General features: G+C 45.4%; 23 protein-coding genes and 1 pseudogene. 8 read left to right on the top strand and 16 right to left on the bottom strand.

The genetic code is table 11. The features are described 5' to 3' along the window. The 6 genes and pseudogenes from rpsL to fkpA all read right to left on the bottom strand — a co-directional run. A pseudogene (rpsL, locus tag MED222_RS00775) lies at positions 1–160 on the bottom strand (30S ribosomal protein S12); the annotation flags it as partial. Between the two features lie 181 nt (positions 161–341). Further along, positions 342–617, bottom strand: a complete 276-nt coding sequence (tusB, locus tag MED222_RS00780; RefSeq protein ID WP_009848936.1) for a sulfurtransferase complex subunit TusB — start codon at positions 615–617, stop codon at positions 342–344. An 8-nt stretch (positions 618–625) separates the two neighbouring features. Continuing rightward, positions 626–982, bottom strand: a complete 357-nt coding sequence (gene tusC, locus MED222_RS00785) for a sulfurtransferase complex subunit TusC (RefSeq protein WP_009848935.1) — start codon at positions 980–982, stop codon at positions 626–628. Continuing rightward, complete coding sequence (tusD, locus tag MED222_RS00790; protein WP_009848934.1) at positions 979–1,368, bottom strand: sulfurtransferase complex subunit TusD; 390 nt, start codon at positions 1,366–1,368, stop codon at positions 979–981. The genes tusC and tusD overlap by 4 nt, the downstream gene beginning before the upstream one ends. Further along, positions 1,362–2,087 (bottom strand): helix-turn-helix transcriptional regulator, encoded by a 726-nt coding sequence (locus tag MED222_RS00795; RefSeq protein WP_012604921.1) that lies wholly within the window; start codon positions 2,085–2,087, stop codon positions 1,362–1,364. The genes tusD and MED222_RS00795 overlap by 7 nt, the downstream gene beginning before the upstream one ends. Before the next feature lie 205 nt (positions 2,088–2,292). Continuing rightward, positions 2,293–3,069, bottom strand: a complete 777-nt coding sequence (gene fkpA, locus MED222_RS00800) for an FKBP-type peptidyl-prolyl cis-trans isomerase (protein ID WP_009848932.1) — start codon at positions 3,067–3,069, stop codon at positions 2,293–2,295. A gap of 131 nt (positions 3,070–3,200) precedes the next feature. Here fkpA and MED222_RS00805 point away from each other — a divergent pair, with 131 nt between their 5' ends. Further along, positions 3,201–4,178 carry a WD40 repeat domain-containing protein gene (locus tag MED222_RS00805; protein ID WP_009848931.1) on the top strand — a complete coding sequence of 326 codons (978 nt, stop codon included), beginning with the start codon at positions 3,201–3,203 and terminating at the stop codon, positions 4,176–4,178. Positions 4,179–4,183: 5 nt separating this feature from the next. Next, positions 4,184–4,411 carry a SlyX family protein gene (locus MED222_RS00810; RefSeq protein ID WP_009848930.1) on the top strand — a complete coding sequence of 76 codons (228 nt, stop codon included), beginning with the start codon at positions 4,184–4,186 and terminating at the stop codon, positions 4,409–4,411. A gap of 182 nt (positions 4,412–4,593) precedes the next feature. Here the strand turns inward: MED222_RS00810 and MED222_RS00815 are convergent, their stop codons facing one another. The 5 genes from MED222_RS00815 to kefG form a co-directional block, all read right to left on the bottom strand. After that, complete coding sequence (locus tag MED222_RS00815) at positions 4,594–5,559, bottom strand: isoaspartyl peptidase/L-asparaginase family protein (RefSeq protein WP_009848929.1); 966 nt, start codon at positions 5,557–5,559, stop codon at positions 4,594–4,596. 219 nt (positions 5,560–5,778) lie between these two features. After that, positions 5,779–6,369 carry a peptidylprolyl isomerase gene (gene slyD / locus MED222_RS00820; RefSeq protein WP_009848928.1) on the bottom strand — a complete coding sequence of 197 codons (591 nt, stop codon included), beginning with the start codon at positions 6,367–6,369 and terminating at the stop codon, positions 5,779–5,781. A 94-nt stretch (positions 6,370–6,463) separates the two neighbouring features. Next, positions 6,464–6,664, bottom strand: coding sequence for a YheV family putative zinc ribbon protein (locus MED222_RS00825; RefSeq protein WP_009848927.1), 201 nt, complete (start codon positions 6,662–6,664; stop codon positions 6,464–6,466). Between the two features lie 138 nt (positions 6,665–6,802). Further along, the gene (kefB, locus tag MED222_RS00830) at positions 6,803–8,599 is read right to left on the bottom strand and encodes a glutathione-regulated potassium-efflux system protein KefB (protein ID WP_009848926.1); all 1,797 of its coding nucleotides are present in this window, start codon (positions 8,597–8,599) and stop codon (positions 6,803–6,805) included. Further along, on the bottom strand, positions 8,586–9,170 hold the full coding sequence (gene kefG / locus MED222_RS00835) for a glutathione-regulated potassium-efflux system ancillary protein KefG (protein ID WP_009848925.1): 585 nt from the start codon (positions 9,168–9,170) through the stop codon (positions 8,586–8,588). The genes kefB and kefG overlap by 14 nt, the downstream gene beginning before the upstream one ends. A 174-nt stretch (positions 9,171–9,344) precedes the next feature. Between kefG and MED222_RS00840 the strand changes: the two genes are divergently transcribed. The 6 genes from MED222_RS00840 (at position 9,345) to crp (ending at position 15,141) form a co-directional block, all read left to right on the top strand. Continuing rightward, the gene (locus MED222_RS00840) at positions 9,345–11,267 is read left to right on the top strand and encodes an ABC transporter ATP-binding protein (protein ID WP_009848924.1); all 1,923 of its coding nucleotides are present in this window, start codon (positions 9,345–9,347) and stop codon (positions 11,265–11,267) included. Continuing rightward, on the top strand, positions 11,264–11,734 hold the full coding sequence (locus tag MED222_RS00845) for a TIGR02444 family protein (RefSeq protein ID WP_009848923.1): 471 nt from the start codon (positions 11,264–11,266) through the stop codon (positions 11,732–11,734). Before MED222_RS00840 ends, MED222_RS00845 begins: the two co-directional genes overlap by 4 nt. Before the next feature lie 278 nt (positions 11,735–12,012). Beyond that, positions 12,013–13,005 carry a hydrolase gene (locus MED222_RS00850; protein ID WP_009848922.1) on the top strand — a complete coding sequence of 331 codons (993 nt, stop codon included), beginning with the start codon at positions 12,013–12,015 and terminating at the stop codon, positions 13,003–13,005. Positions 13,006–13,107: 102 nt separating this feature from the next. After that, positions 13,108–13,320, top strand: a complete 213-nt coding sequence (locus MED222_RS00855) for a YheU family protein (protein WP_009848921.1) — start codon at positions 13,108–13,110, stop codon at positions 13,318–13,320. Between the two features lie 77 nt (positions 13,321–13,397). Then, complete coding sequence (locus MED222_RS00860) at positions 13,398–14,267, top strand: phosphoribulokinase (protein ID WP_009848920.1); 870 nt, start codon at positions 13,398–13,400, stop codon at positions 14,265–14,267. Positions 14,268–14,508: 241 nt separating this feature from the next. Then, on the top strand, positions 14,509–15,141 hold the full coding sequence (gene crp / locus MED222_RS00865; RefSeq protein WP_004729651.1) for a cAMP-activated global transcriptional regulator CRP: 633 nt from the start codon (positions 14,509–14,511) through the stop codon (positions 15,139–15,141). A gap of 184 nt (positions 15,142–15,325) precedes the next feature. Here the strand turns inward: crp and MED222_RS00870 are convergent, their stop codons facing one another. The 5 genes from MED222_RS00870 to MED222_RS00890 all read right to left on the bottom strand — a co-directional run bounded on the left by MED222_RS00870 (position 15,326) and on the right by MED222_RS00890 (position 21,255). Beyond that, positions 15,326–16,117 (bottom strand): DUF1338 domain-containing protein, encoded by a 792-nt coding sequence (locus MED222_RS00870; protein ID WP_009848919.1) that lies wholly within the window; start codon positions 16,115–16,117, stop codon positions 15,326–15,328. A gap of 258 nt (positions 16,118–16,375) precedes the next feature. Beyond that, positions 16,376–17,833 (bottom strand): succinylglutamate-semialdehyde dehydrogenase, encoded by a 1,458-nt coding sequence (gene astD / locus MED222_RS00875; RefSeq protein WP_009848918.1) that lies wholly within the window; start codon positions 17,831–17,833, stop codon positions 16,376–16,378. Between the two features lie 39 nt (positions 17,834–17,872). Next, entirely contained in the window at positions 17,873–18,892 is a 1,020-nt protein-coding gene (gene astA, locus MED222_RS00880) for an arginine N-succinyltransferase (RefSeq protein ID WP_009848917.1), read from the bottom strand. A gap of 107 nt (positions 18,893–18,999) precedes the next feature. Then, positions 19,000–20,211 carry an aspartate aminotransferase family protein gene (locus tag MED222_RS00885; protein WP_009848916.1) on the bottom strand — a complete coding sequence of 404 codons (1,212 nt, stop codon included), beginning with the start codon at positions 20,209–20,211 and terminating at the stop codon, positions 19,000–19,002. Between the two features lie 465 nt (positions 20,212–20,676). Beyond that, positions 20,677–21,255, bottom strand: a complete 579-nt coding sequence (locus MED222_RS00890) for an aminodeoxychorismate/anthranilate synthase component II (protein WP_009848915.1) — start codon at positions 21,253–21,255, stop codon at positions 20,677–20,679. Between the last annotated feature and the right edge of the window lie 181 nt (positions 21,256–21,436).

Below are 21,436 nucleotides of genomic sequence, written 5' to 3'. Positions count from 1 at the left end.
GACATACTTTACGTAGTGCTGAGTTCGGTTTTTTTGGAGTAGTAGTATATACGCGAGTACATACACCACGTTTTTGTGGGCACGCTTCTAGTGCAGGCACGTTGCTTTTAACAACCTGCTTTACACGAGGAGTACGTACCAACTGGTTAATAGTTGCCATTAACTAGCTCCTGATTTACTTGAAAGTAAGCTTGATGAAAAATCTAGCCCTATTACACATAGTGTAAATAGGGACGCAAAATTCTATTCAGCAGTGGGATGTGTGTCAAGAAATATACAGATCTTTTTTAGCCGTCTAGAGCTCAGGATGGTCTTTTTTTAACCACACTGATAAAATGCAGCTACCAAGTGACTGATTTGTCGTTCAAAACAGTCAGTTTTACGAATCCATCGAAGTCCACTTGATCCAGGGTGCTTGAAGCAAGTTGTTGTAAACCTCGACTATAAAGATCTGTTTTTAATACCGACACATGTTTAACGGTGGAGATTTGATTGAATAACTCATGATTTGGAAGGCAAACATACACCGCATCTTCAACCAAAAGGATATGGTCCTTTTGTTGCGAGTACATCAATGCAAGCTTGAGTTTGTCTACTGATTTTACAATATGAAGCATAACGTTCCCTAGAAAGTCAGTATTTTTTGGCTCTGAGCTAACTTCTGCGTCAACTCATTCATTTCTAGCGCAGTCACATCGATCAGTAAGTTATCAGTCGAGAGACCAAACTGATTGAGGCTATGTTGACACACGTAAACCTGCTCGATGTCGTAGAGGTCCATAAGCTTGAATGCAGAAATATAGTCACGTGATAAGGATTCATCAGGCTGTTGCGCTTTGAGAAGCTGTGTAACGCCATCAGCGACAAAGAATACGCTGATGTCTTCACTGTAAGCTGAAGCCGCTAACAATGCGTCTAGCCCTTCCCTACCTGCAGCCGTTGTATGAGGAAAGCTGTTAAATATAAATGCTAATGAGCTCAAAACTGGACAACCCTATCTTGCGTCAGAAGTGCTTCAGATAAACTCCCTAAGCCAGCTTGGGTAAACCCTGTCGCCAAGTTAGAGGCAATTAATTGATGTTGCGCCGCTTCTTCAGTGCTGATAACTCCACGCCTTAGCGCAGCAGCAACACATGTCTCTAGGCTAACATTGTGCTCGTCCGCCAGTTTTTGCCAAGCGGCAGCTAAGTCAAATTCATCATTAGCCGGCACAGTAATGCCAGAGCCATTACTGACGCCGTCTTGATAGAAGAACACACTGTGAAGTTTGTGGCCCTGTTTCAATAGAGCCACAGCAAACTGATAAGCACTTCTTGCGGATTGTGAGCCGTAAACGGGTCCATTAACTAAGAGTGTATAGCTTAACAACCCTCTTCATCCTCTGTTTTACGTTGACGGATGTACAAGTACACTGTGTGCTTAGAGATATTCAATCGCTCAGCAACGCGGTTAATCGCGTCTTTGATGTCGAAAATACCTTTGTCGTATAGCTCCATCACGATTTGGCGATTTTTGGTGTTGTTCGATACAGATTTGTCTGCATTGATCTCTTCAATCGTGCGTTCAACCGTTTGGTCGACAAGTTCTTCAACATCACTAGCAAAGTTAACAGATGACGCAGCTTCGTCCGCGTCTTGCGTAGGCATGAAAGATTGCAGAACTTGTGAGAATGGCGCATCTAAGTTCACGTTAATACACAATAAGCCAATCACTCGGTCTTCACCATTGCGGATAGCAACCGTGATCGACTTCATTAGTACCCCGCCTTTAGCGCGAGTAAAATATGAACGAGAGAAGTTACGCTTAGAACCTTCAATATCTTTCAACATTTTCAATGCAAGATCGGTGATTGGCGAACCAACCTGACGACCTGTATTTTCACCATTGGCAATTTTAATCGCAGATGTATTGAGGTCTTCTAAAGAGTGTAAAACGATTTCACAAAACGGACCGATCAGACTCGCAATACCATCAACTACGGCCTCATAAGATCTTAAGATAATTTTATCGTGTTCACTGAATGGCATGACATGGACTGATTCCATTTCGAGTAACATGTCCGCATTGACTGTTTCTGTAGTAGTCACTTATTCCTTACCTTCGTGTGAAAAATCAACAAATTTATGTAAGTTTATCAGAAAATTTTAATTGCACACCTAGCTAACATTGCAACTAGTGATTTAGAACAAGTTTAAAAATCAAATACTCATATTCAAGTCATAAAAAAAGCCTAACTTAAAGTTAGGCTTTTTATTCAATCAACGTATTTTAGCACGAGGCTTTTAACCGATATTATTGTGCAGGAGCTGCTTCAGCGTTATCGATGTTTAGTAGTTCTACTTCGAATACTAGCGTTGAGTTAGCTGGGATAGTCGGTGTGTCTTGCTCACCGTATGCTAGCTCTGGCGGGATAACGAACTTGTACTTAGAACCCACTTGCATCAGTTGTACGCCTTCAGTCCAGCCTGGGATTACGCGGTTTAGTGGGAATGTTGCTGGTTCGCCACGATCGTAAGAGCTGTCGAACTGAGTACCGTCTGTTAGCGTACCTTTGTAGTGTACTTGAACCGTATCAGTGTCTTTTGGAGAAGCGCCTTCACCAGCCGTCATTACTTGGTAAAGTAGACCAGATTCAGTTTGCTTAACGCCTTCAGTTTTAGCGAACTCAGCGCGGAAGTCATCACCCGCTTTCTTCACTTCTGCAGACTTTTCTGCCGCTTGTGCTTGCATCGTTTCAGCAACACGCTTGTCTAGAGCTTCAAGAGCTGCACGCGTCTCTTCTTCGTTAAGTGCCGTCTTCTCTGCGAATACGTCTTCGATACCTTGAAGAACCATCGCTTTGTCTAGGTTAATACCTAGCTCGCTTGGCTTATCAATGCTTGTGCTTAAGTAGTTAGCGAAAGATACACCGATCGCGTATGCCGCTTTGTCATCTTCTGTTTTAAAGTTTACTGCTGCAACTTTAACTTCTTCTACCTGTGGAGCTTCTGCCTTTGGTTCTTCTTTCTGACAACCAACTGCTAGCATAACCGTTGCGGCAAGCAGTGATACTTTTAAAACTGATTTCATTGAATTCTCCAATTAATGGCCAAGCCATTGGTTATTGTGCACAAATCTAATGATTAGATTGGTGTGAATACGTTAGTTATAACAATATACTAGTCATATGTCTTTCGACACAAACCGGATTATTGGATGTGATGCGAATATTTTTCCACTCATTGCTATGTACGATTGTCATCACCTTGTTAAATGGCTGCTTTTTCTTCCAAGATGATGACCAACGCTGGGAAATTGAACCCAACGGCGCCACCAGCTTTGCCCTAAGTAGAGATGGACGCTTCGCGCTGCTCTACTCGCAGCAAAAACAGCTGCTCCTTTGGGATCTTGCCCAGAACAAAGAACTGGCTCAGCTTGGTCCACAAGATCAATCCGAAAATCAAGTATCGCGTATTCGCATCTCTGACAATGGTCGCTTTGCCATTACCGCCAGTCAGATGAATTTCGCCGTTTGGGACTTATCTTGGACACAAGCTGAAGGGCTATGGTCGATTTCCGATGGCTTAATTCGCGATGTTGATATCTCTAGCAACGGTGAAAAAGTACTGCTGGGCCTATCTAATGGCAAAGCTATCTATGTGGACTTAGTCACCGGACGCCGTCTGGAGTTCCTCGCTCACCGAGAAAAAGTTAATTCCGTCTCCCTATCTTCGAATGGGCGCTACGCATTATCAGGCGGTAACGACTATAAAGCTTACCTTTGGGATACCGAATCAGGCTTGGTATTGCGTACATTCGAGCACGAACAAAGAGTCGTACGAGTTGCCTTACAACGAGATGGAGAGCTAGCTTTTACCTCCGATGGAGGGAATCAAGCGATGATCTGGGATCTTGAGACAGGTGAACCTCAAGCTCAATTGCAGAGCTGGTCTCGACAGCTAATTTTCTCCAGTGCTCGCTTTTCTGATGACGGCAGTATGTTGGTAACAGGTACGCCATCTAGCCAAGTGAGCGTGTGGAATACTCAAGATGGCAAACGCATTTCTCGCCACGACGCCGAGCCATTAAAAGATGCTCGCCCTCCTCGTGCGGTAGTGTATGATGCAGCCTTTGATGATAAGAACCGTGTGATATCGGGCACCTCTGCGGGCATTGCCCAAGCTTGGAATGTGGATTAAGAACGATGACAGAAAAGCGAGTTGAACAATTAGAAAGCCGCGTGAATGACCTAGAATGTCAGTTGGCTTTCCAAGAGCAAACCATTGAAGAACTTAATGAAGCGCTTAGCCAACAACAGATGTTGATCACGAGAATGCAAGACCAGATGAAGTTCGTGGTTGGCAAAGTAAAAAATATGGATGGCTCAAACCTCGCTGACGCATCAGAAGAGACGCCCCCTCCACACTATTAAGTGCGCTTTAAAGATAACGAATTAGTTCTAGTGACGCATATCGTTAGTTTTTCGTCCTCAATGTGTAAACACATGTCAGGACGGGACATAGAAAACCAAAAGGGCGACAGATACTTATCTGTCGCCCTTTTGTTTGTTTAACCTGCGCTAATTCAACTAAAGTCAGTTAAGCCAATACAAACTTAGTCATCGGCATAAATTTTTACTTCCACGCAGCCATTAGTATCAACACTCGCACGGTACATTCCTGAACTGTTCATACCGAAATGAATATCACCTTGTCCATCGATAGCAATCAAGCCTCCTTCACCACCCATGGTTTTCAATTCACCTTGAATAATCGTTTCACAAGCCGTATGCACATCTTCCTTGAGATAACGCATTCGTGCCGCCACATCACTGGCAACCATCTTTCTAAGGAAGAACTCCCCCATACCTGTTGTTGAAACGGCCACGTTGCCATTTTCAGCAACAGTGCCTGCACCGATGATTGGAGAATCTCCCACACGACCGTATTTTTTATTGGTTACGCCACCAGTGCTGGTTGCGGCTGCTAAGTTTCCGGCTTGGTCTAATGCGACCGCGCCAACCGTGCCGTACTTTTTATCATCTGGATATTTATCTGCTTGCTCTTCATCATATTTCGCTTCAGACAAAGCAAAAATACCTTTCTCTTTCATCAACTGAAGTTGGTCATAACGACGCTCAGTAAAGAAGTAATCTTGCTCGGTGAAAGTATGGTCATGCTCAAACGCAAACTTCTCGGCGCCTTCACCAATCAGTAGCACATGGTCGCTTTTAAGCATCACATCACGCGCAAGCTCAATTGGATTTTTGATATGGCGGACACCGGCAATAGCCCCCGCATCCATTTCACGACCGTGCATCACAGAAGCATCCATCTCAACAAATTCATCATGAGTCAGAACAGAACCTTTACCGGCATTAAAGTGGGGACTGTCTTCCATCACCTTAACTGAAGCAACCACTGCATCTAGCGCATCGCCACCCGACTGTAATACTTGATAGCCAGCCAAAACCGATTTTTCCAAAGCCTCGGTAATACCCGTTTTTAATTCATCACTCATTTGCTCTCGTATGATGGTGCCTGCACCACCATGAATGGCAATTGAAAAAGGCTGTGACATACAAACTCTCCACTGACGTCGACTTATAATGTTGTGCTATCAATACCACATCCAAGGTTTGATGTCTGATAGCGAAAACCAAACTATTTACGAACGCTTAGATTTGCGGGCATTTAGTTTGGTAGACGAAAAGCCAACTCAAAAAGCTAGCACCCTAAACGAAAAAAACCTCCACAAGGGAGGTTTTCAATATTCTTAAACTAAACCGTTAATTCGGTATTAGTGAGAACCACAGCTACCGCCGCCGCAGCAGCCGTCTTTTTTCTCTTCAGCATGGTCATGGCCTTCGCCACCACAGCAACCACCTTCGTGATCATGATCGTGGTCGTGACCGCCACAGCCGCCTTCTTGGTGTACGTGACCGTGTTGAACTTCTTCTTCAGTCGCTTCACGAACCGCTACAACTTCAACGTCAAACGTTAGAGTTTGGCCAGCTAGCATGTGGTTACCGTCAACAACAACTTCGTCGCCATCTACTTCAGTAACTTCAACTGGGATTGGACCTTGGTCAGTATCCGCTAGGAAACGCATGCCAACTTCGATTTGCTCAACACCTTGGAATACGTCTGCAGGAACACGTTGAACTAGGTCATCGTTGTGCTCGCCGTAAGCGTCTTCTGGAGTAACAGTTGCTGAGAACTTGTCGCCAGCGACTTTGCCTTCAAGCTCTTTTTCAAGACCTGTAATTAGGTTGTTGTGACCGTGAAGGTAATCTAGTGGAGCTTCTGCAGTTGATTGGTCAACTACTACGCCATCTTCAAGTTTCACTTGATATGCAACACTAACTACTACGTTCTTTTCAATTTTCATGAGAGCTCCAAGGAGGTTTGGACTAAGCTCGAACAGTTGAGCTTAGGAAAAATTCTGTACCCGGATATTATGGGGATCAATTGACGAAACTCAATCACTCAGGCTTAAAAATACCGATCATTTCTTGATTCGCGTGTTCAGATTTCTCTACAGTTTTCGGTTTACGCTGTTCTGTGAAGTCACAATCGACACATTCCACCAGCTCGATATTATTTTCAATCCACCAACGGAGTGTGTCTTGAGTCTTGCAGCTTGGGCAGCTCGCCCCTGCGATAAAGCGTTTTTTCTGTTTCACGTTCATATCCTTTACAACTCTGGATTCGCAGTTCTTCCGATCTAGATCTATTAAAGACAAAGCAGAGACCACGTTTATTATTAGATTAGTTATCTAGACTTTTATTTCTAGAGCTCTAGCATTAGTTATCACTTCAAGCTACTGCCAATAGTTTCGAGATTGGTGATCATTTTCCATCTCGTGTCCAAAAATCTCTTCAAGCTCTTTGCGAGCCTCTTTCGCTCTTTGGGCTAACTCGGCATCTTCGTTATGCTGAGGCAGCAACTCTTTCAGCATACCATTATCCAGTTTCCTAAAGTGTGCTTCTGCTCGCTTCGCTTTATATGGATGCATGCCAAGTTCGGTCAATGTTTGACGACCTAAATCTAATGCCCCAAGGAAGGTTTCACGCGAGTAGTTACTCACACCATGGTTAAGTAATTGATACGCTTCAACACGGCTTCGTGCACGCGCTAAGATCTTCAACTGTGGGAAGTGCTGCTTACACAAATCGACGGTCTTCATGATTTCATCAGGAGAATCGGTACATAACACAATGGCTTCTGCCTTGTCAGCTCCCGCAGCTCGTAATAGTTCAAGGTGAGTAGAGTCACCGTAAAATACCTTGTAGCCGAACTTCCTAAGGATATGTATTTGGCTGGCATCACTTTCAAGGACGGTGATACGAATCTTATTGGCGTACATCAAGCGACCAATGATCTGACCGAAACGACCAAAGCCCGCAATAATCACTCGAGGACTACGATCAACCACATCTGAAGACATCGCGCTTTCACTGATTTGATTAAGTTGGCGAGCAAAAAATCGGTCTTGCAGCTTAAGCATCAATGGTGTGGTCACCATAGAAAGGCTCACAACAACCAGTAAGAACGACACTTGGTCGCCGCTTAAGATGCCTTGTGCGCTCGCCGCGGTAAAAATAACGAAGGCGAACTCACCACCTTGGCTAAGGATCATCGCCATACGGCTACGCGCTTTAGTTTGAGTACCGAAGATACGAGCCAGCGCATACAACACCAAGCCTTTCAACACGACCAGAGACGACACCGCAATCAATATTGCGAATGGGCTTTCTGCCAGTAAACCTAAATTCACCGCCATACCAACCGAAATAAAGAACAAGCCAAGCAGTAACCCTTTGAATGGGTCAATCGCGATTTCAAGCTCGTGTCGATATTCACTTTCAGCCAGAAGTACGCCCGCCAAGAAAGTACCTAATGCCATCGACAAACCAATCTGCTGCATGATGACGGCAATACCAATCACCAATAACAGCGCTGCTACCGTGAACAACTCACGCACACCGCTCATGACTACATATCGGAACAGTGGTCTCAACAAGAAGTGACCACCGACAAGCAAGCCAATCACACCGCCTAGCATCCACAACATGTCAGCCCAACTGCCGCCCGTATTGCCAGCAAGCAAAGGCAGCATCGCCAACATAGGGATTACGGCAATATCTTGGAAAAGTAATACCGCAAAGCCAGACTGCCCCGCTTCTTTGCCACCAAGCTCTCGCTCTTCAATAACACGCAACGCAATAGCGGTCGAAGACAAAGCTAAACCCATGCCGATGACTAAGCTAGTTTGCCAAGTTAAACCAAACATACACGCGATGGCGGTAATAATCAGAGTGGTGATCAGCACTTGCGCGCCACCAAGTCCTAGAATGGGGGCTCGCATCTGCCACAGTTTTTTCGGATTAAGTTCGAGACCAATCAAGAAGAGCAGCAGTACCACCCCGAATTCGGAGAAGTGTAGAATCGCCTCTACATCACTGATTAAACCAAGCCCCCAAGGGCCAATCGCCACACCCGCTAATAAGTAACCGAGTACCGACCCTAATCCAGCGCGCTGTGCGATAGGAACCGCAACCACAGCAGCAGCTAAAAATATAACGCTACTTTGTAGAAAATCGTTAGTCAGAGCCATCATTCGCTCCTATATCTTGTAGCGGGTCTCGCAACCAATTTCGATACGCTTCTGCGTGTTGGTAACGCGTCATATCGGTGACATTTCGTGCCCAGTGTAAAACCAAAGGGGATATCCAGTGCATCTGACACAAAGCAGCAGTTAGCTCGAATGGTTGCAAAATCTCTTGTAATGGATATTTATTATAGCCTGCGGCACCAAACGCCTCTTCTTTACCACCGGTAGTAATCACACTGCGCCAGTGTTTACCTTTAAGCGCACTTTGCTCACCAAACGCAAAACCCTTGCCTAATACTCGGTCAAACCACTCTTTAAGTAGTGATGGGCAGGAATACATAAACAAAGGGTGTTGGAACACGATCACATCATATTCAAGCAGCAATGCATGCTCAGAAGGCACATCAATAAAGAAGTCAGGATAGATGGCGTAGAGATCGTGGACTTTGACATTCCCAAGCGACTCTATCTTTTTAACCATGATCTGGTTAGCGATAGAGGTTTGCGGCTCTGGGTGCGCATAGATGACCAGCACCTTTGGCACGGGGTTGTCTGTCGAGGGAGTATTACTCATTCCTTTGAAACATTCCTTTGAAGGCTAAACGGTGGCAAGGCCACAAGAATTTAAGCAAAAGTTACTAATATGTTATTGGCATCATAACGCAAATTGCATTGTGATCGACTTTTATCTGGTTTCAGCCTACTATGCAGGCGTCTGTTCACCTCTAATTTCTATGCTATTTCAATTATGATTACTTTCTCTGATATTCAATTGCTACGCGGCGGTAAGCCACTCCTCGACCAAGCATCTGCGACTTTTCACCCTGGCGACAAGATCGGTTTGGTTGGTAAGAATGGCTGTGGTAAATCTACGCTGTTCGCCCTAATTAAGGACGAACTGTCTATTGATGCAGGCTCATTCAGTAAACCAGCCCATTGGGAAATGGCTTGGGTTGCTCAAGAAACACCTGCATTAGAAAGAACAGCAATTGAATACGTGATTGATGGCGACCGTGAATACCGTGGCCTTGAAGATCAACTGGAGAAAGCCGAACAAGCCGACAACGGCACATTAGTCGCAGAGATCCATGGCAAGATTGAAACCATTGGTGGTTATAGCATCAAAGCACGCGCGGCTGAGTTGTTAGACGGCCTAGGCTTTCGCCAAGAACAAATGACATGGAACCTGACTCAATTTTCAGGGGGTTGGCGTATGCGTTTGAACCTAGCGCAAGCCCTACTGTGTCGCAGTGACCTACTGTTACTCGATGAGCCAACCAACCACTTGGATTTAGACGCTGTAATGTGGCTAGAGCGCTGGTTACAAAACTACCCAGGCACACTCGTTCTTATCTCACACGATAGGGACTTCTTGGATCCTATCGTCAACCGCATCGTGCATGTTGAAAATCAACTGCTCAATGAATACACCGGTAACTACTCGTCGTTCGAAACCCAACGAGCGCAAAAGCTAATTCTGCAACAAGCGATGTACCAAAAGCAGCAGAAACAAATGTCGCACATGCAGAGCTACATTGACCGTTTCCGTTACAAAGCTTCAAAAGCTCGCCAAGCGCAAAGCCGTATTAAAGCGCTAGAGAAAATGGAACAAGTACTGCCCGCTCAGTTTGATAACCCTTTCAGCTTTGAATTTAGAGAACCAGACGCACTACCAAACCCAATCATGATGATGGACGAGGTATCGGCGGGTTACGATGACAATCTGATTCTAGAGAAGATTCGCTTGAACCTAGTGCCGGGCAGCCGTATTGGTCTACTTGGTCGAAATGGTGCTGGTAAATCAACGCTGATTAAACTGCTTTCTGGCGAACTGAAACAGCAAGGTGGTGAGCTGAGCTATTCGCAAGGCGTTAAAATGGGTTACTTTGCACAGCACCAATTAGAGACGCTGCACCCTGAAGAGACACCACTTCAACACATGATGCAGATTGCGCCAAAACACACCGATCAACAACTGCGTGACTACCTAGGTAGCTTTGGCTTCCAAGGTGAAAAAGCACTCGATAAAGTGGCCCCCTTCTCCGGTGGTGAAAAAGCGCGTTTGGTATTGGCTCTGCTGGTATGGCAAAAACCGAACCTATTACTACTCGATGAACCAACCAACCACTTGGATCTCGATATGCGTCAGGCACTAACGTTTGCATTACAGACGTTTGAAGGCGCGATGGTTATCGTATCGCACGACCGCTACCTACTTCGTGCCACTACTGATGATTTATACCTTGTACACGACCGTCAAGTTGCACCGTTTGATGGTGACCTTAGCGATTACTACAAGTGGCTAACCGAACAACAGAAAGTTGAGCGCAAAGAAGCACAAGCATTGGCACCAGCAAAAGATGGCGCCAACAGTGCAGCAGCAAAAAAAGATCAGAAACGTAAAGAAGCAGAGTTCCGGAAACTAACGGCACCAATTCGTAAAAAGCTGACTCAATTTGAAAAGCAGATGGATAAATTAACGTTAGCTCTTGAAGAAGCCGAGCAAGAATTATCCGATACTTCACTGTATGAAGCTGAAAATAAGGCTAAACTGAATAAAGTACTCGCTCTACAAGCGAGCAGTAAGTCACAGCTAGAAGAAGTTGAAATGGATTGGATGTCCACTCAAGAAGAGCTTGAGCAGATGGAACTGGATATGGATAGCTTATGAGCCCAGAGCACGCACCAATATCACTAACACTGGAACGACTATGGCAATTTAGCCTTCAGTATTACAGTGTGCGCGGTGTTAAGGATGCGTGCTTAGCTTTGCAAAACCAATTCCATGGCAACGTCAATCTACTGCTGCTTCTCAAATGGCTTGATGAGCAGCAACTCTCTTTCGCTGAGGAGGAGTGGCACAAGGTGCAACAATGCTTAAGTCGCTCTGAAACCTTGCTTCATAGTTATCGAGAGCTGCGTAAACACCTCAAAGCACACGTTGTTGATTCACTCTACCGTGAAGCCTTACAATTTGAGCTGCAGCTTGAAAAGCAACAACAGTCCGATCTCGTCGACTGCATTAAGTCTCTTCAACTTACAGCGAACCAACAATCACCGCTCGCTTTACAGTACTGTCGTTTATTAGGGGCGGAAAACCTCTACGACGCTTTTTCTGAACCAGCACCACAGCCCTAACGCATTTCCTTTTCCTTTTATTCAATCAAGCTCCAAGCTTAACTGCGCTCGCTCGTTACCATGATCGCATGCTGACTAAAAAACATTTGGGGGTGAGTCTTTAATACGCCCAACCTTGATATTATTCAACCAGTTACCCATCACCTGTTTTGGTCGATCATATCAGTGAAACCCTTGCGCTTATGCTAAGAATCAACCAAGCTCAAATAAAAACGTGGGCGTTTCGCTAAAAGCTCAACACTTTATCAAAGCCCATAAAAGAAGCATGGACTGTTTTTATGACAATATTTACCGCTGCCGCTGGCCTATCGAATCCACATTTACAAACCTTAGTGCCAAGATTTATTAGAAAGCAGGCGTTGTTTGCTCCTCAATGGCAGACCTTAGAAACTCCCGACGGCGATTTCCTAGACCTTGCATGGAGTGAATCGCCAGACGGTGACACGCCAAGCAATGATGATAAAAGTAACAAGCCAATATTCGTTCTATTCCACGGATTAGAAGGGAGCTTTGAGAGCCCTTACGCCAACGGGCTGATGAATGCATTTGCTAAAGATGGTTGGCTATCAGTGATGATGCACTTTAGAGGTTGCAGCGGAAAACCAAATCGCTTGGCTCGTGCATACCATTCAGGTGAAGTCGAAGATGCGCGCTTTTTCCTAAGGCATCTGCACGCGCAGTTCCCCAGCAACCCCAAAGTTGCAGTTGGTATCTCTTTGGGTGGTAACATGCTGGCGAATTATTTGGCTGAGTATGCCGACGACCCATTGCTGTCGGCGGCGACCATAGTATCAGCTCCATTTGACTTGGCTTGTTGTTCTAGTCGCATTGAGCAGGGCTTCTCCAAGCTCTATAAGAAGTATCTACTCAACTCTCTAAAATCAAACGCCTTGAAAAAAGTTAACCTGCTACAGGAAAAGCTGGGGGTCACAGCGGAAACCATTAAGAAGATCACCAAACTGTATGAGTTTGATGAACAAATCACGGCGCCTCTGCATGGGTTCAAAAATGCCCAAGATTATTATGCACAATGCTCCGCACTGCCTAAACTCAAGAAGATCAAACTACCAACTCAGATCATTCATGCCAAGGACGATCCTTTCATGACCGATGATGTGATTCCAAAGTTCGTTCTGCCTGATAACATCGATTATCGACTGTTTCAAAAAGGCGGTCATGTGGGGTTCATTACCGGCAGCACACTCAAGCCAAGATTTTGGTTAGAAGAAGCATTACCCGCCTACTATGAAAGTCTACAAGATTCGGCATAATGCATAATGACGAGTCTTAGTAAATAGCAGTAAAAATATTACTAAGCTCACTCATTTCTACAACAATAAACCTATCCATGAACATAAAAGAGAGAAGTATTTATGATCATCCCGTGGCAAGACATTGCGCCAGAGACACTGCAAAACCTCATCAAAGAATTCGTACTGCGTGAAGGTACAGACTATGGTGACGTAGAAGTTTCACTGCAAAACAAAATTGACCAAGTGAAACATCAATTAGCCTCAGGAGAAGTGAGTATCGTGTTTTCTGAACTGCATGAAACCGTTGATATTCAAGTCACAAAACGCTTCTAAGCTGCGCTCATAAAGGAGCCGTGTTATAGTGGTAAACGATTGCTAACAAGTAAGTTACTCAAAAGACAAGGGTTGTCATGTCCGCTAAACATCCAATTATTGCGGTGACGGGTTCATCTGGAGCCGGCACCACCACTACATCAGAAGCCTTCCGAAAAATGTTCAATATGATGGACGTGAAGGCGGCTTGGGTTGAAGGGGATAGTTTCCATCGCTTCACTCGACCAGAGATGGATGTCGAGATCCGTAAGGCGCGCGAGCAAGGTAAACACATCAGCTACTTTGGTCCACAAGCTAACGATTTTGGTGCATTAGAAGATTTCTTCCGTCAATACGGCCATGAAGGCACGGGAAAAGTCCGTAGCTATCTGCATACCTTCGATGAAGCCGTGCCTTACAATCAAATGCCCGGCACCTTTACGCCATGGCAAGAGATCCCTGAAAACTCGGATGTGATGTTCTACGAAGGTCTTCACGGTGGCGTAGTCGATGGTGACATCAATGTTTCTCAACACGTCGATCTGCTTATCGGCATGGTACCTATCGTAAACTTGGAGTGGATCCAGAAATTCGTTCGTGACACACGCGATCGTGGTCACTCTCGCGAAGCGGTGATGGATTCTATTGTTCGCTCAATGGATGATTACCTTAACTACATTACCCCGCAGTTTTCGCGTACTCATATCAACTTTCAGCGTGTCCCTACCGTAGATACATCAAATCCACTGAATGCAAAAGGGATCCCAAGTTTAGACGAAAGCTTCGTGGTTATACGTTTGCGCGGCATCAAAAACGTCGATTTCCCTTACCTGTTGGCTATGATTGATGGCTCATTTATGTCACGTCATAACACGCTTGTGGTGCCAGGAGGCAAGATGAGTTTTGCTATGGAGCTCATTGTAAGGCCGATCCTGCAACAACTTATAGAAACCGGGAAAATAGGCTAACAAAACAACATTCTGGTTGATTACTTTTCATACCGTGATCATGTGCACAATTTTGCGTAAAAAATCGTAGCTTGGTCACGATTAAAATCAAGAAATAGTACCTGAAAAAGGATACTATTCTTAAACGAAACACAAGATAGCTTGCAGCACTCAACGAGTGCTCTTATCCTAGCTAGGTCAATTCAGGCTTAGCTAAAATATGGAAAGCGGCAAGCATACCCTGCAGAGGAAGTAAGATATTATGGTTCTAGGTAAACCCCAAACCGATCCAACATTAGAGTGGTTCCTTTCACACTGTCATATTCATAAGTACCCTTCAAAAAGTACTTTGATTCATGCTGGTGAAAAGGCAGAAACCTTGTACTACATCGTTAAAGGTTCTGTGGCAGTTCTTATCAAAGACGAAGAAGGTAAGGAAATGATTCTTTCTTACCTAAACCAAGGCGACTTCATCGGTGAGCTTGGCTTGTTCGAAGAAGACCAAGAGCGTACTGCATGGGTTCGTGCAAAATCTCCTTGTGAAGTGGCTGAGATTTCTTTCAAGAAATTCCGTCAACTTATCCAAGTGAACCCAGATATTCTAATGCGTCTTTCAGCGCAAATGGCAAACCGTCTACAAGTAACTAGCCAAAAGGTTGGTGACTTAGCGTTCCTTGACGTAACAGGTCGTATCGCTCAAACGCTACTAAACCTAGCAAAACAGCCAGATGCAATGACTCACCCTGACGGCATGCAAATCAAGATCACTCGTCAAGAGATTGGCCAGATTGTTGGTTGTTCTCGTGAGACCGTAGGTCGTATCTTGAAGATGCTAGAAGAGCAGAACCTAATTTCTGCACACGGTAAGACCATCGTGGTATACGGCACTCGTTAATCTCGATTAACTGAGCCAAAAATTTGAAAGCCACCAAATGCGAATTTGGTGGCTTTTTTGTTTTCTAAATATCTAGAGAACAGATGCGGGAAGCAAAGTTATAAATCGGACTTCACTATTCTAAAGTATCTCGAAGCGAAGCGTACCCGCACCTCTAGGGCAAAGCCCATGCTCGTATTTTTCTTTAACCGTTGGTGCTTTCAAAGATCTTGTCAGCTGATGCCGCGACAAATCCGGTATAAAGCTCACCATTAGCCATCGCATAACGCTTAGCGAACTCATAGAAGCCGCCAGGAATCATCTCATTGCGTTCAACAAATGAAACTGGGACTTTGTCTGCCATTGTTGATGATTGCTCTAATAAGACCACTGGAGAGCCTTTCACCTCACCGCCAGATACATTGATAGTGAATCCCGACTCATTCAGATAGTCATTCACGGCCTGCACTTCATCGAACTTATTTAACTGGTTCACACTCACCGTAAAGTGGTTTGCACCGTAACCATGAGCGGCTAGCCAAGAAGCGTACTCACTCTCTTTTGCTAGCACTTGGAAATCTGCGAAGCTCAAATCCCAAAGACGACCACCAAACAAGAATTCATGACCTTGCAGTTTGCTAGCATCCACTTGCTCAACCAACTTAGCAACGATCTGTTGCAGGTCACTTGAACACTCTTCGACCTTCAACTCACTAATGAACACTTTTGGTTGGTTTGGATCTGGGTGCTCGTAGTGCTTAGCCACTAGCTTCTTGCTCTCAAATAAGTAATCGCCACACGCCTTGTAACCTAACTCAAGGAAAGGTTTAGCCAATGTTTCAATACCTAGCGGTGCAACATTGAAAGTACGCAGTGCAATGTGATCATTAATCAGAGCTTCATCTTCTTTCAGCAAATGGTGTACTTTCTCAGCCGATGGGCAAAGCCTGTGAATGTAATCATTCCATAGTGATTTAAAGAGTAGATCGGGCGTCATGGTGACTCCTTGTCAGAGGTTCTAGCAAGCTAGTAATTTGGATTAGAAAGGGAGAGGCTGGACATAGAGTCAGCAGCCATCAGCCTGTGACATACTTGTTCTATTATTATCTACCGCCCAATCTAGGTGTCGGACGTGGGTGAAAATAGGAAGCGATAACACCGCTTCCTTATTACACAATCAATCAATGAATCTGTTACTCATGAACCTAGAGCTCATAAGCTTATGATTCATCAAGTTAAAGTTTAAGAACCAAAACTACAGCTCAATACCTGGGCTAAACGTAGTTGGCAGTTGAGTTTCACCACCTTCCATTGACGCCATTGGGTAAGCACAGTAGTCAGCCGCATAGTAAGCACTTGGGCGTAGGTTGCCTGAAGCACCCGGGCCACCAAATGGTGCATCACCACTTGCACCTGTTAGCTGGCGATTACGGTTAACAATACCCGCACGGATATGGTCAACGAAGTATTCCCATTCGGAATCGTCGGTTGAAACTAGGCCTGCAGACAAACCAAAGCGCGTGTCATTAGCCAGTTCAACGGCTTGCTCTAGCGATTGGTAGCGAACCACTTGCAGTAATGGGCCGAAGTACTCTTCATCTGGCAACTCAGCAATGTTGGTTGCATCGATAATACCCGGAGAAACAAACGCCGCTTCGCCCGCTTTTGCTTCGACTAGGCTTACACCACCTAACGATTGCAGATTAGCTTGCGCGTCCAAAATGAACTTAGCTGCCGCTTCAGAGATTTGTGGGCCCATGAAGGGTGCTGGTTCTGCGAACGGCTGATCAACACGAATCTTCAAGGTAGCCGCAACGAGCTTATCGAGCAGTTGTTCACCCTTCTCGCCAACAGGAACATACAAACGACGCGCACATGTACAACGTTGACCCGCACTGATGAAAGCCGATTGGATAATGGTATAAACCGTCGCGTCAGCATCACCAAATTGGTCACTGATCACCATCGGGTTGTTGCCACCCATCTCTAGCGCCAGCATCTTGCCCGGTTGACCCGCGAATTGACGGTGAAGGATATGACCGGTATTAGCACTACCCGTGAATAGCACGCCATCAAGACCTTTAGCATCAGCCAGTGCGATACCTGTCTCTTTAGCGCCTTGCACTAGGTTGATCACGCCAGCAGGAAGGCCTGCTTCTTGCCATAGCTTCATCGCAAACTCACCTGTCCAAGGTGTCTGCTCTGACGGCTTAAATACCACGGTATTACCCGATAGCAGTGCTGGAACAATATGACCATTAGGTAGGTGACCTGGGAAGTTGTAAGGGCCAAATACCGCCATAACGCCTAATGGACGATGACGCAGTACGATTTGGTTACCTGCCGCTTCACGCGAAGCTTCACCAGTACGTTCGTGGTACGCACGAATAGAGATAGCGATTTTACCCGCCATTGCGCCCGCTTCAGTGCGAGTTTCCCAAATCGGCTTACCCGTCTCTTTTGCAATAACCTGTGCAATCTCTTCGCTGTTCTCTTTTACCTTCTCAGCAAAGTTCAACACGATCGCTTCACGCTCTGCAAAGCTCAGTTTCTTCCAAACTAAGAACGCATCACGAGCCGCTGCTACTGCAGATTCAACCTGCGCTGGTGTTGCACTATCGCCTTGCCACACGACTTCATTGTTGTATGGGCTTACTGATGTCATGGCGTCGCCTTGACCTGCCACCCACTGTCCTGCTATCCACTGAGTCATACTTCTATCCTTAAAATCTTCGACAGATAATCGCCGCTCTTATTGAGCCAACATACGAACGAATTCGCCTTCTTTTACTTCAAGAGCGCTTGCTACTTCAGATGATAAAATCACTGTGTCGCTTGCTTGGTCATACGCGCCTTTCGCGGCTACTGCGCGGAAGTTCTCAAATGAGGTATTACCAATTAGGAAGTCTTTAGAGCTGGAGTGCTCTGCAATTTGAACCTGAGCTCGAATCGCATGACGCACTGATTCAATGTTTCTTAAATCACACTCAACCGTTGGGCCTGCATCAAAGATGTCGACATAACCACGGTTAGTGAAACCTTCACGTTCCAACAACTTAAGTGCTGGGCGTGTATTATCATGTACCTCTCCAATCACCGCCTGAGCCTCTTTGCTCAGTAGGTTCACGTAGATAGGCAGCTTCGGCATTAGGTCAGCAATGAAGCCTTTCTTACCGATACCAGTGAGGTAATCAGCAAGCGTGAAATCAATTGAGAAGAAGTGCTCTTGCAGCCATTGCCAGAAAGGTGAGTTACCTTCCGCATCCGATACACCACGCATCTCAGCAAAAATCGTTTTCGAGAAACGCTCTGGGTGCTCTGACATGATCAGGAAGCGACACTTCGACATCAAACGACCATTCAATCCACCACGGAAAGCTGGACGCAAGAACAGTGTGCAGATCTCACTGCATCCGGTGTAGTTATTGCCGAAAGTCAGCAGCTTAACGACGTTATTCACGCCAAGCTTTTGCGATGAGTGAACCACTTTGCTGATGTGGTAAGAGTAAAACGGAACATCCCAGCCAATTGAGGCTTCGATGCCTGTCGTGCCTGCAACTTCTCCTGTTTCAGTGTCGAAGCCAACCATTAGGTAGCCTTCATCACCGGGTTCAGTCACGTCTTGTTTAGCAAAGCTGTATTCAGAGTGAGTAATTCGGTTAGTTAACAGTTCTTCGTTAACCGGAAGAGATGTGAATCCGTGACCAGATTCAACCGCGCAGGTATGCAGCGCATCGTAATCAGATAATTTTATTGGGCGAACAACTAGCATCAATATTCCCTCCAGATGCAAAACAGGCCCAAAACCAGAAGCTTGGGCCTTTAGCAGTACGTCATGGGATCGCTCTAATGGCGATCATTCCTATGACGCCGCTCAGGCTAAACTAGCGTAGCGATTGCTTTGTCTAGTTTTGATAAACCTTCTTCAATTTCTTGTGTTGTGATAACCAGTGATGGAGTAAAACGAACTACGTTTGCACCCGCAACCAGTACCATCAAGCCTTGTTCGCCTGCTGCTACTAGTACATCACGAGCACGACCTTGCCATGCTTCATTAAGCGCAGCGCCTAGCAATAGGCCTTTACCGCGAACTTCACTGAATATTTGGTATTTGTCGTTAATCTTAGCTAAACCATCACGGAATAGTGCTTCGCGTTCTTTCACGCCAGCCAACGTTTCAGGTTGGCTTACTACGTCAACAACGGCTTCAGCAACAGCACACGCCAGTGGGTTACCACCGTAAGTAGAACCGTGCGTACCCACTTTTAGGTGTGTCGCAAGTTCAGACGTTGTTAGCATTGCGCCAATTGGGAAACCACCACCTAGTGATTTCGCTGTGCTTAGGATATCAGGTGTCACACCTAGGCCTTGGTAAGCGTAAAAGTTACCTGTACGGCCATTACCTGTTTGCACTTCATCAAAGATAAGCAGCGCATTGTGTTTGTCACACAGTTCACGAACCGTGTTCACGAACTCAGATGTTGGAGAGATGATACCGCCCTCGCCTTGCAGAGGTTCCATCATGATTGCACAAGTACGATCAGAGATGTGCGCTTCTAGCGCTGCAATATCGTTGTAAGGCAGGTGAGTTACATCGCCCGGTTTAGGACCGAAGCCATCAGAGTAAGCCTCTTGACCACCCACCGTTACGGTAAAGAAAGTACGACCGTGGAAACCTTGTTTGAATGCAATAATTTCAGATTTCTCAGGACCGTGAACATCCGCTGCCCAACGACGAGCTAGCTTCAATGCTGCTTCATTCGCTTCTGCGCCAGAGTTGGCAAAGAATACTTTTTCTGCAAAACATACGTCGGTTAGCTTTTTCGCTAGACGCAGCGCAGGTTCGTTGGTCATCACGTTACTTAGGTGCCAAATCTTGTTTGCTTGCTCAGTAACTGCGTTAACCATTGCCGGGTGACAGTGACCCAAACAGCTCACAGCGATACCACCAGCAAAGTCGATATACTCTCGGCCTTGTTGGTCCCAAACGCGTGCGCCTTCCCCTTTTACTGGGATCATTTCCATTGGGTTATAACAAGGCACCATCACCTCATTAAACAGACTACGTTCTACTTTATTTTCCACTGTCATCGTACATTCCTTCTCGATACCGCAAGCTTCGCAAATAAGCGTAATGGTTCATAAGTGAGACAAAGATATTTTGTCTCGCCATAATCCCGCTGCAGCATTATATTTACATTTAATTAACCTTTTCAATAGTAGATTATTCTTTAGCCATCCCTCACAACCAGCTAAACGTCACTACCTATGACTATTTATGCATCAATTAATCTGTTTTATGAAGCTTTTTTTACCTAAACGTATGACTAGTAATAGCAAAGCCTTACTGGCACAGCGGTATATAGGGTTCGAGAGGAAATAACGCGAATAATTTTGCATAGGCTAAAAACTTAGCGAAGCGAGAGAGAAATGTTATAAAAAGTGATCGGCGTCAGAGGAGTAAGAGACTCGTAGAGCCCGAATTTAAACGCTTAACAAATTGGCTGACAGGTTTAACTGGCTTATTTAGGCGGAGAAAGGGGCAAATTTAAACACTCAACGCGCTAAGAAGTTAGCGAGAAGTTGGTGTCCCTGCTCTGTTTTAATCGACTCAGGGTGAAATTGTACGGCATCAATCGGCAAGGTTTTGTGTTGATAACCCATGATCTCATCCATGCTGCCATCTTCAAATTCCGTCCAAGAGGTCAATTCAAAGCAGTCAGGCAGCGTGCCATTTTTCACCACTAGAGAATGGTAACGTGTCACGGTTAGAGGGTTATTCAACCCCTGAAAAACACTCTTGCCATTGTGGCGGATGGGAGAGGTTTTACCGTGCATCACTTGTCTGGCTCGCACGACTTCACCACCAAAGACTTGAGCAATGGCTTGATGACCAAGGCACACACCTAAGATAGGCAACTTACCCACGAAGTGTTCAATGACTTGCAGAGAGATTCCCGCATCATCGGGCGTACACGGGCCCGGCGAGATAACAAGATGGCTAGGATTCAGCGCTTCGATACCTGCGATATCAATCTCATCGTTGCGAACAACTTTCACAGTGACCCCTAACTCACAGAAATACTGATACAAGTTATAGGTAAAAGAGTCGTAGTTATCGATGATAAGTAACATGGGTCGAAATCGTTTGCTAAATACTAAATGATTGGGAGATATAGGGGCGGTATTGTGCAATACCCATGGCGAAAGGCAAGTGGAAACTGCATTTCGCCAATAATTAAGGCCAACCTAAGTTGACCTTAATTGTTTACAGATAACTTTCAGTTACCTGTATCAACTGGCTTGCGCAGTTAAC

Source organism: Vibrio sp. MED222, from assembly GCF_000153005.1.
Classification (GTDB): Bacteria; Pseudomonadota; Gammaproteobacteria; order Enterobacterales; family Vibrionaceae; genus Vibrio; species Vibrio tasmaniensis_A.
The sequence above is the reverse complement of the archived record's forward strand: the minus strand, read 5'-3'. Positions and strand labels throughout refer to the sequence as shown.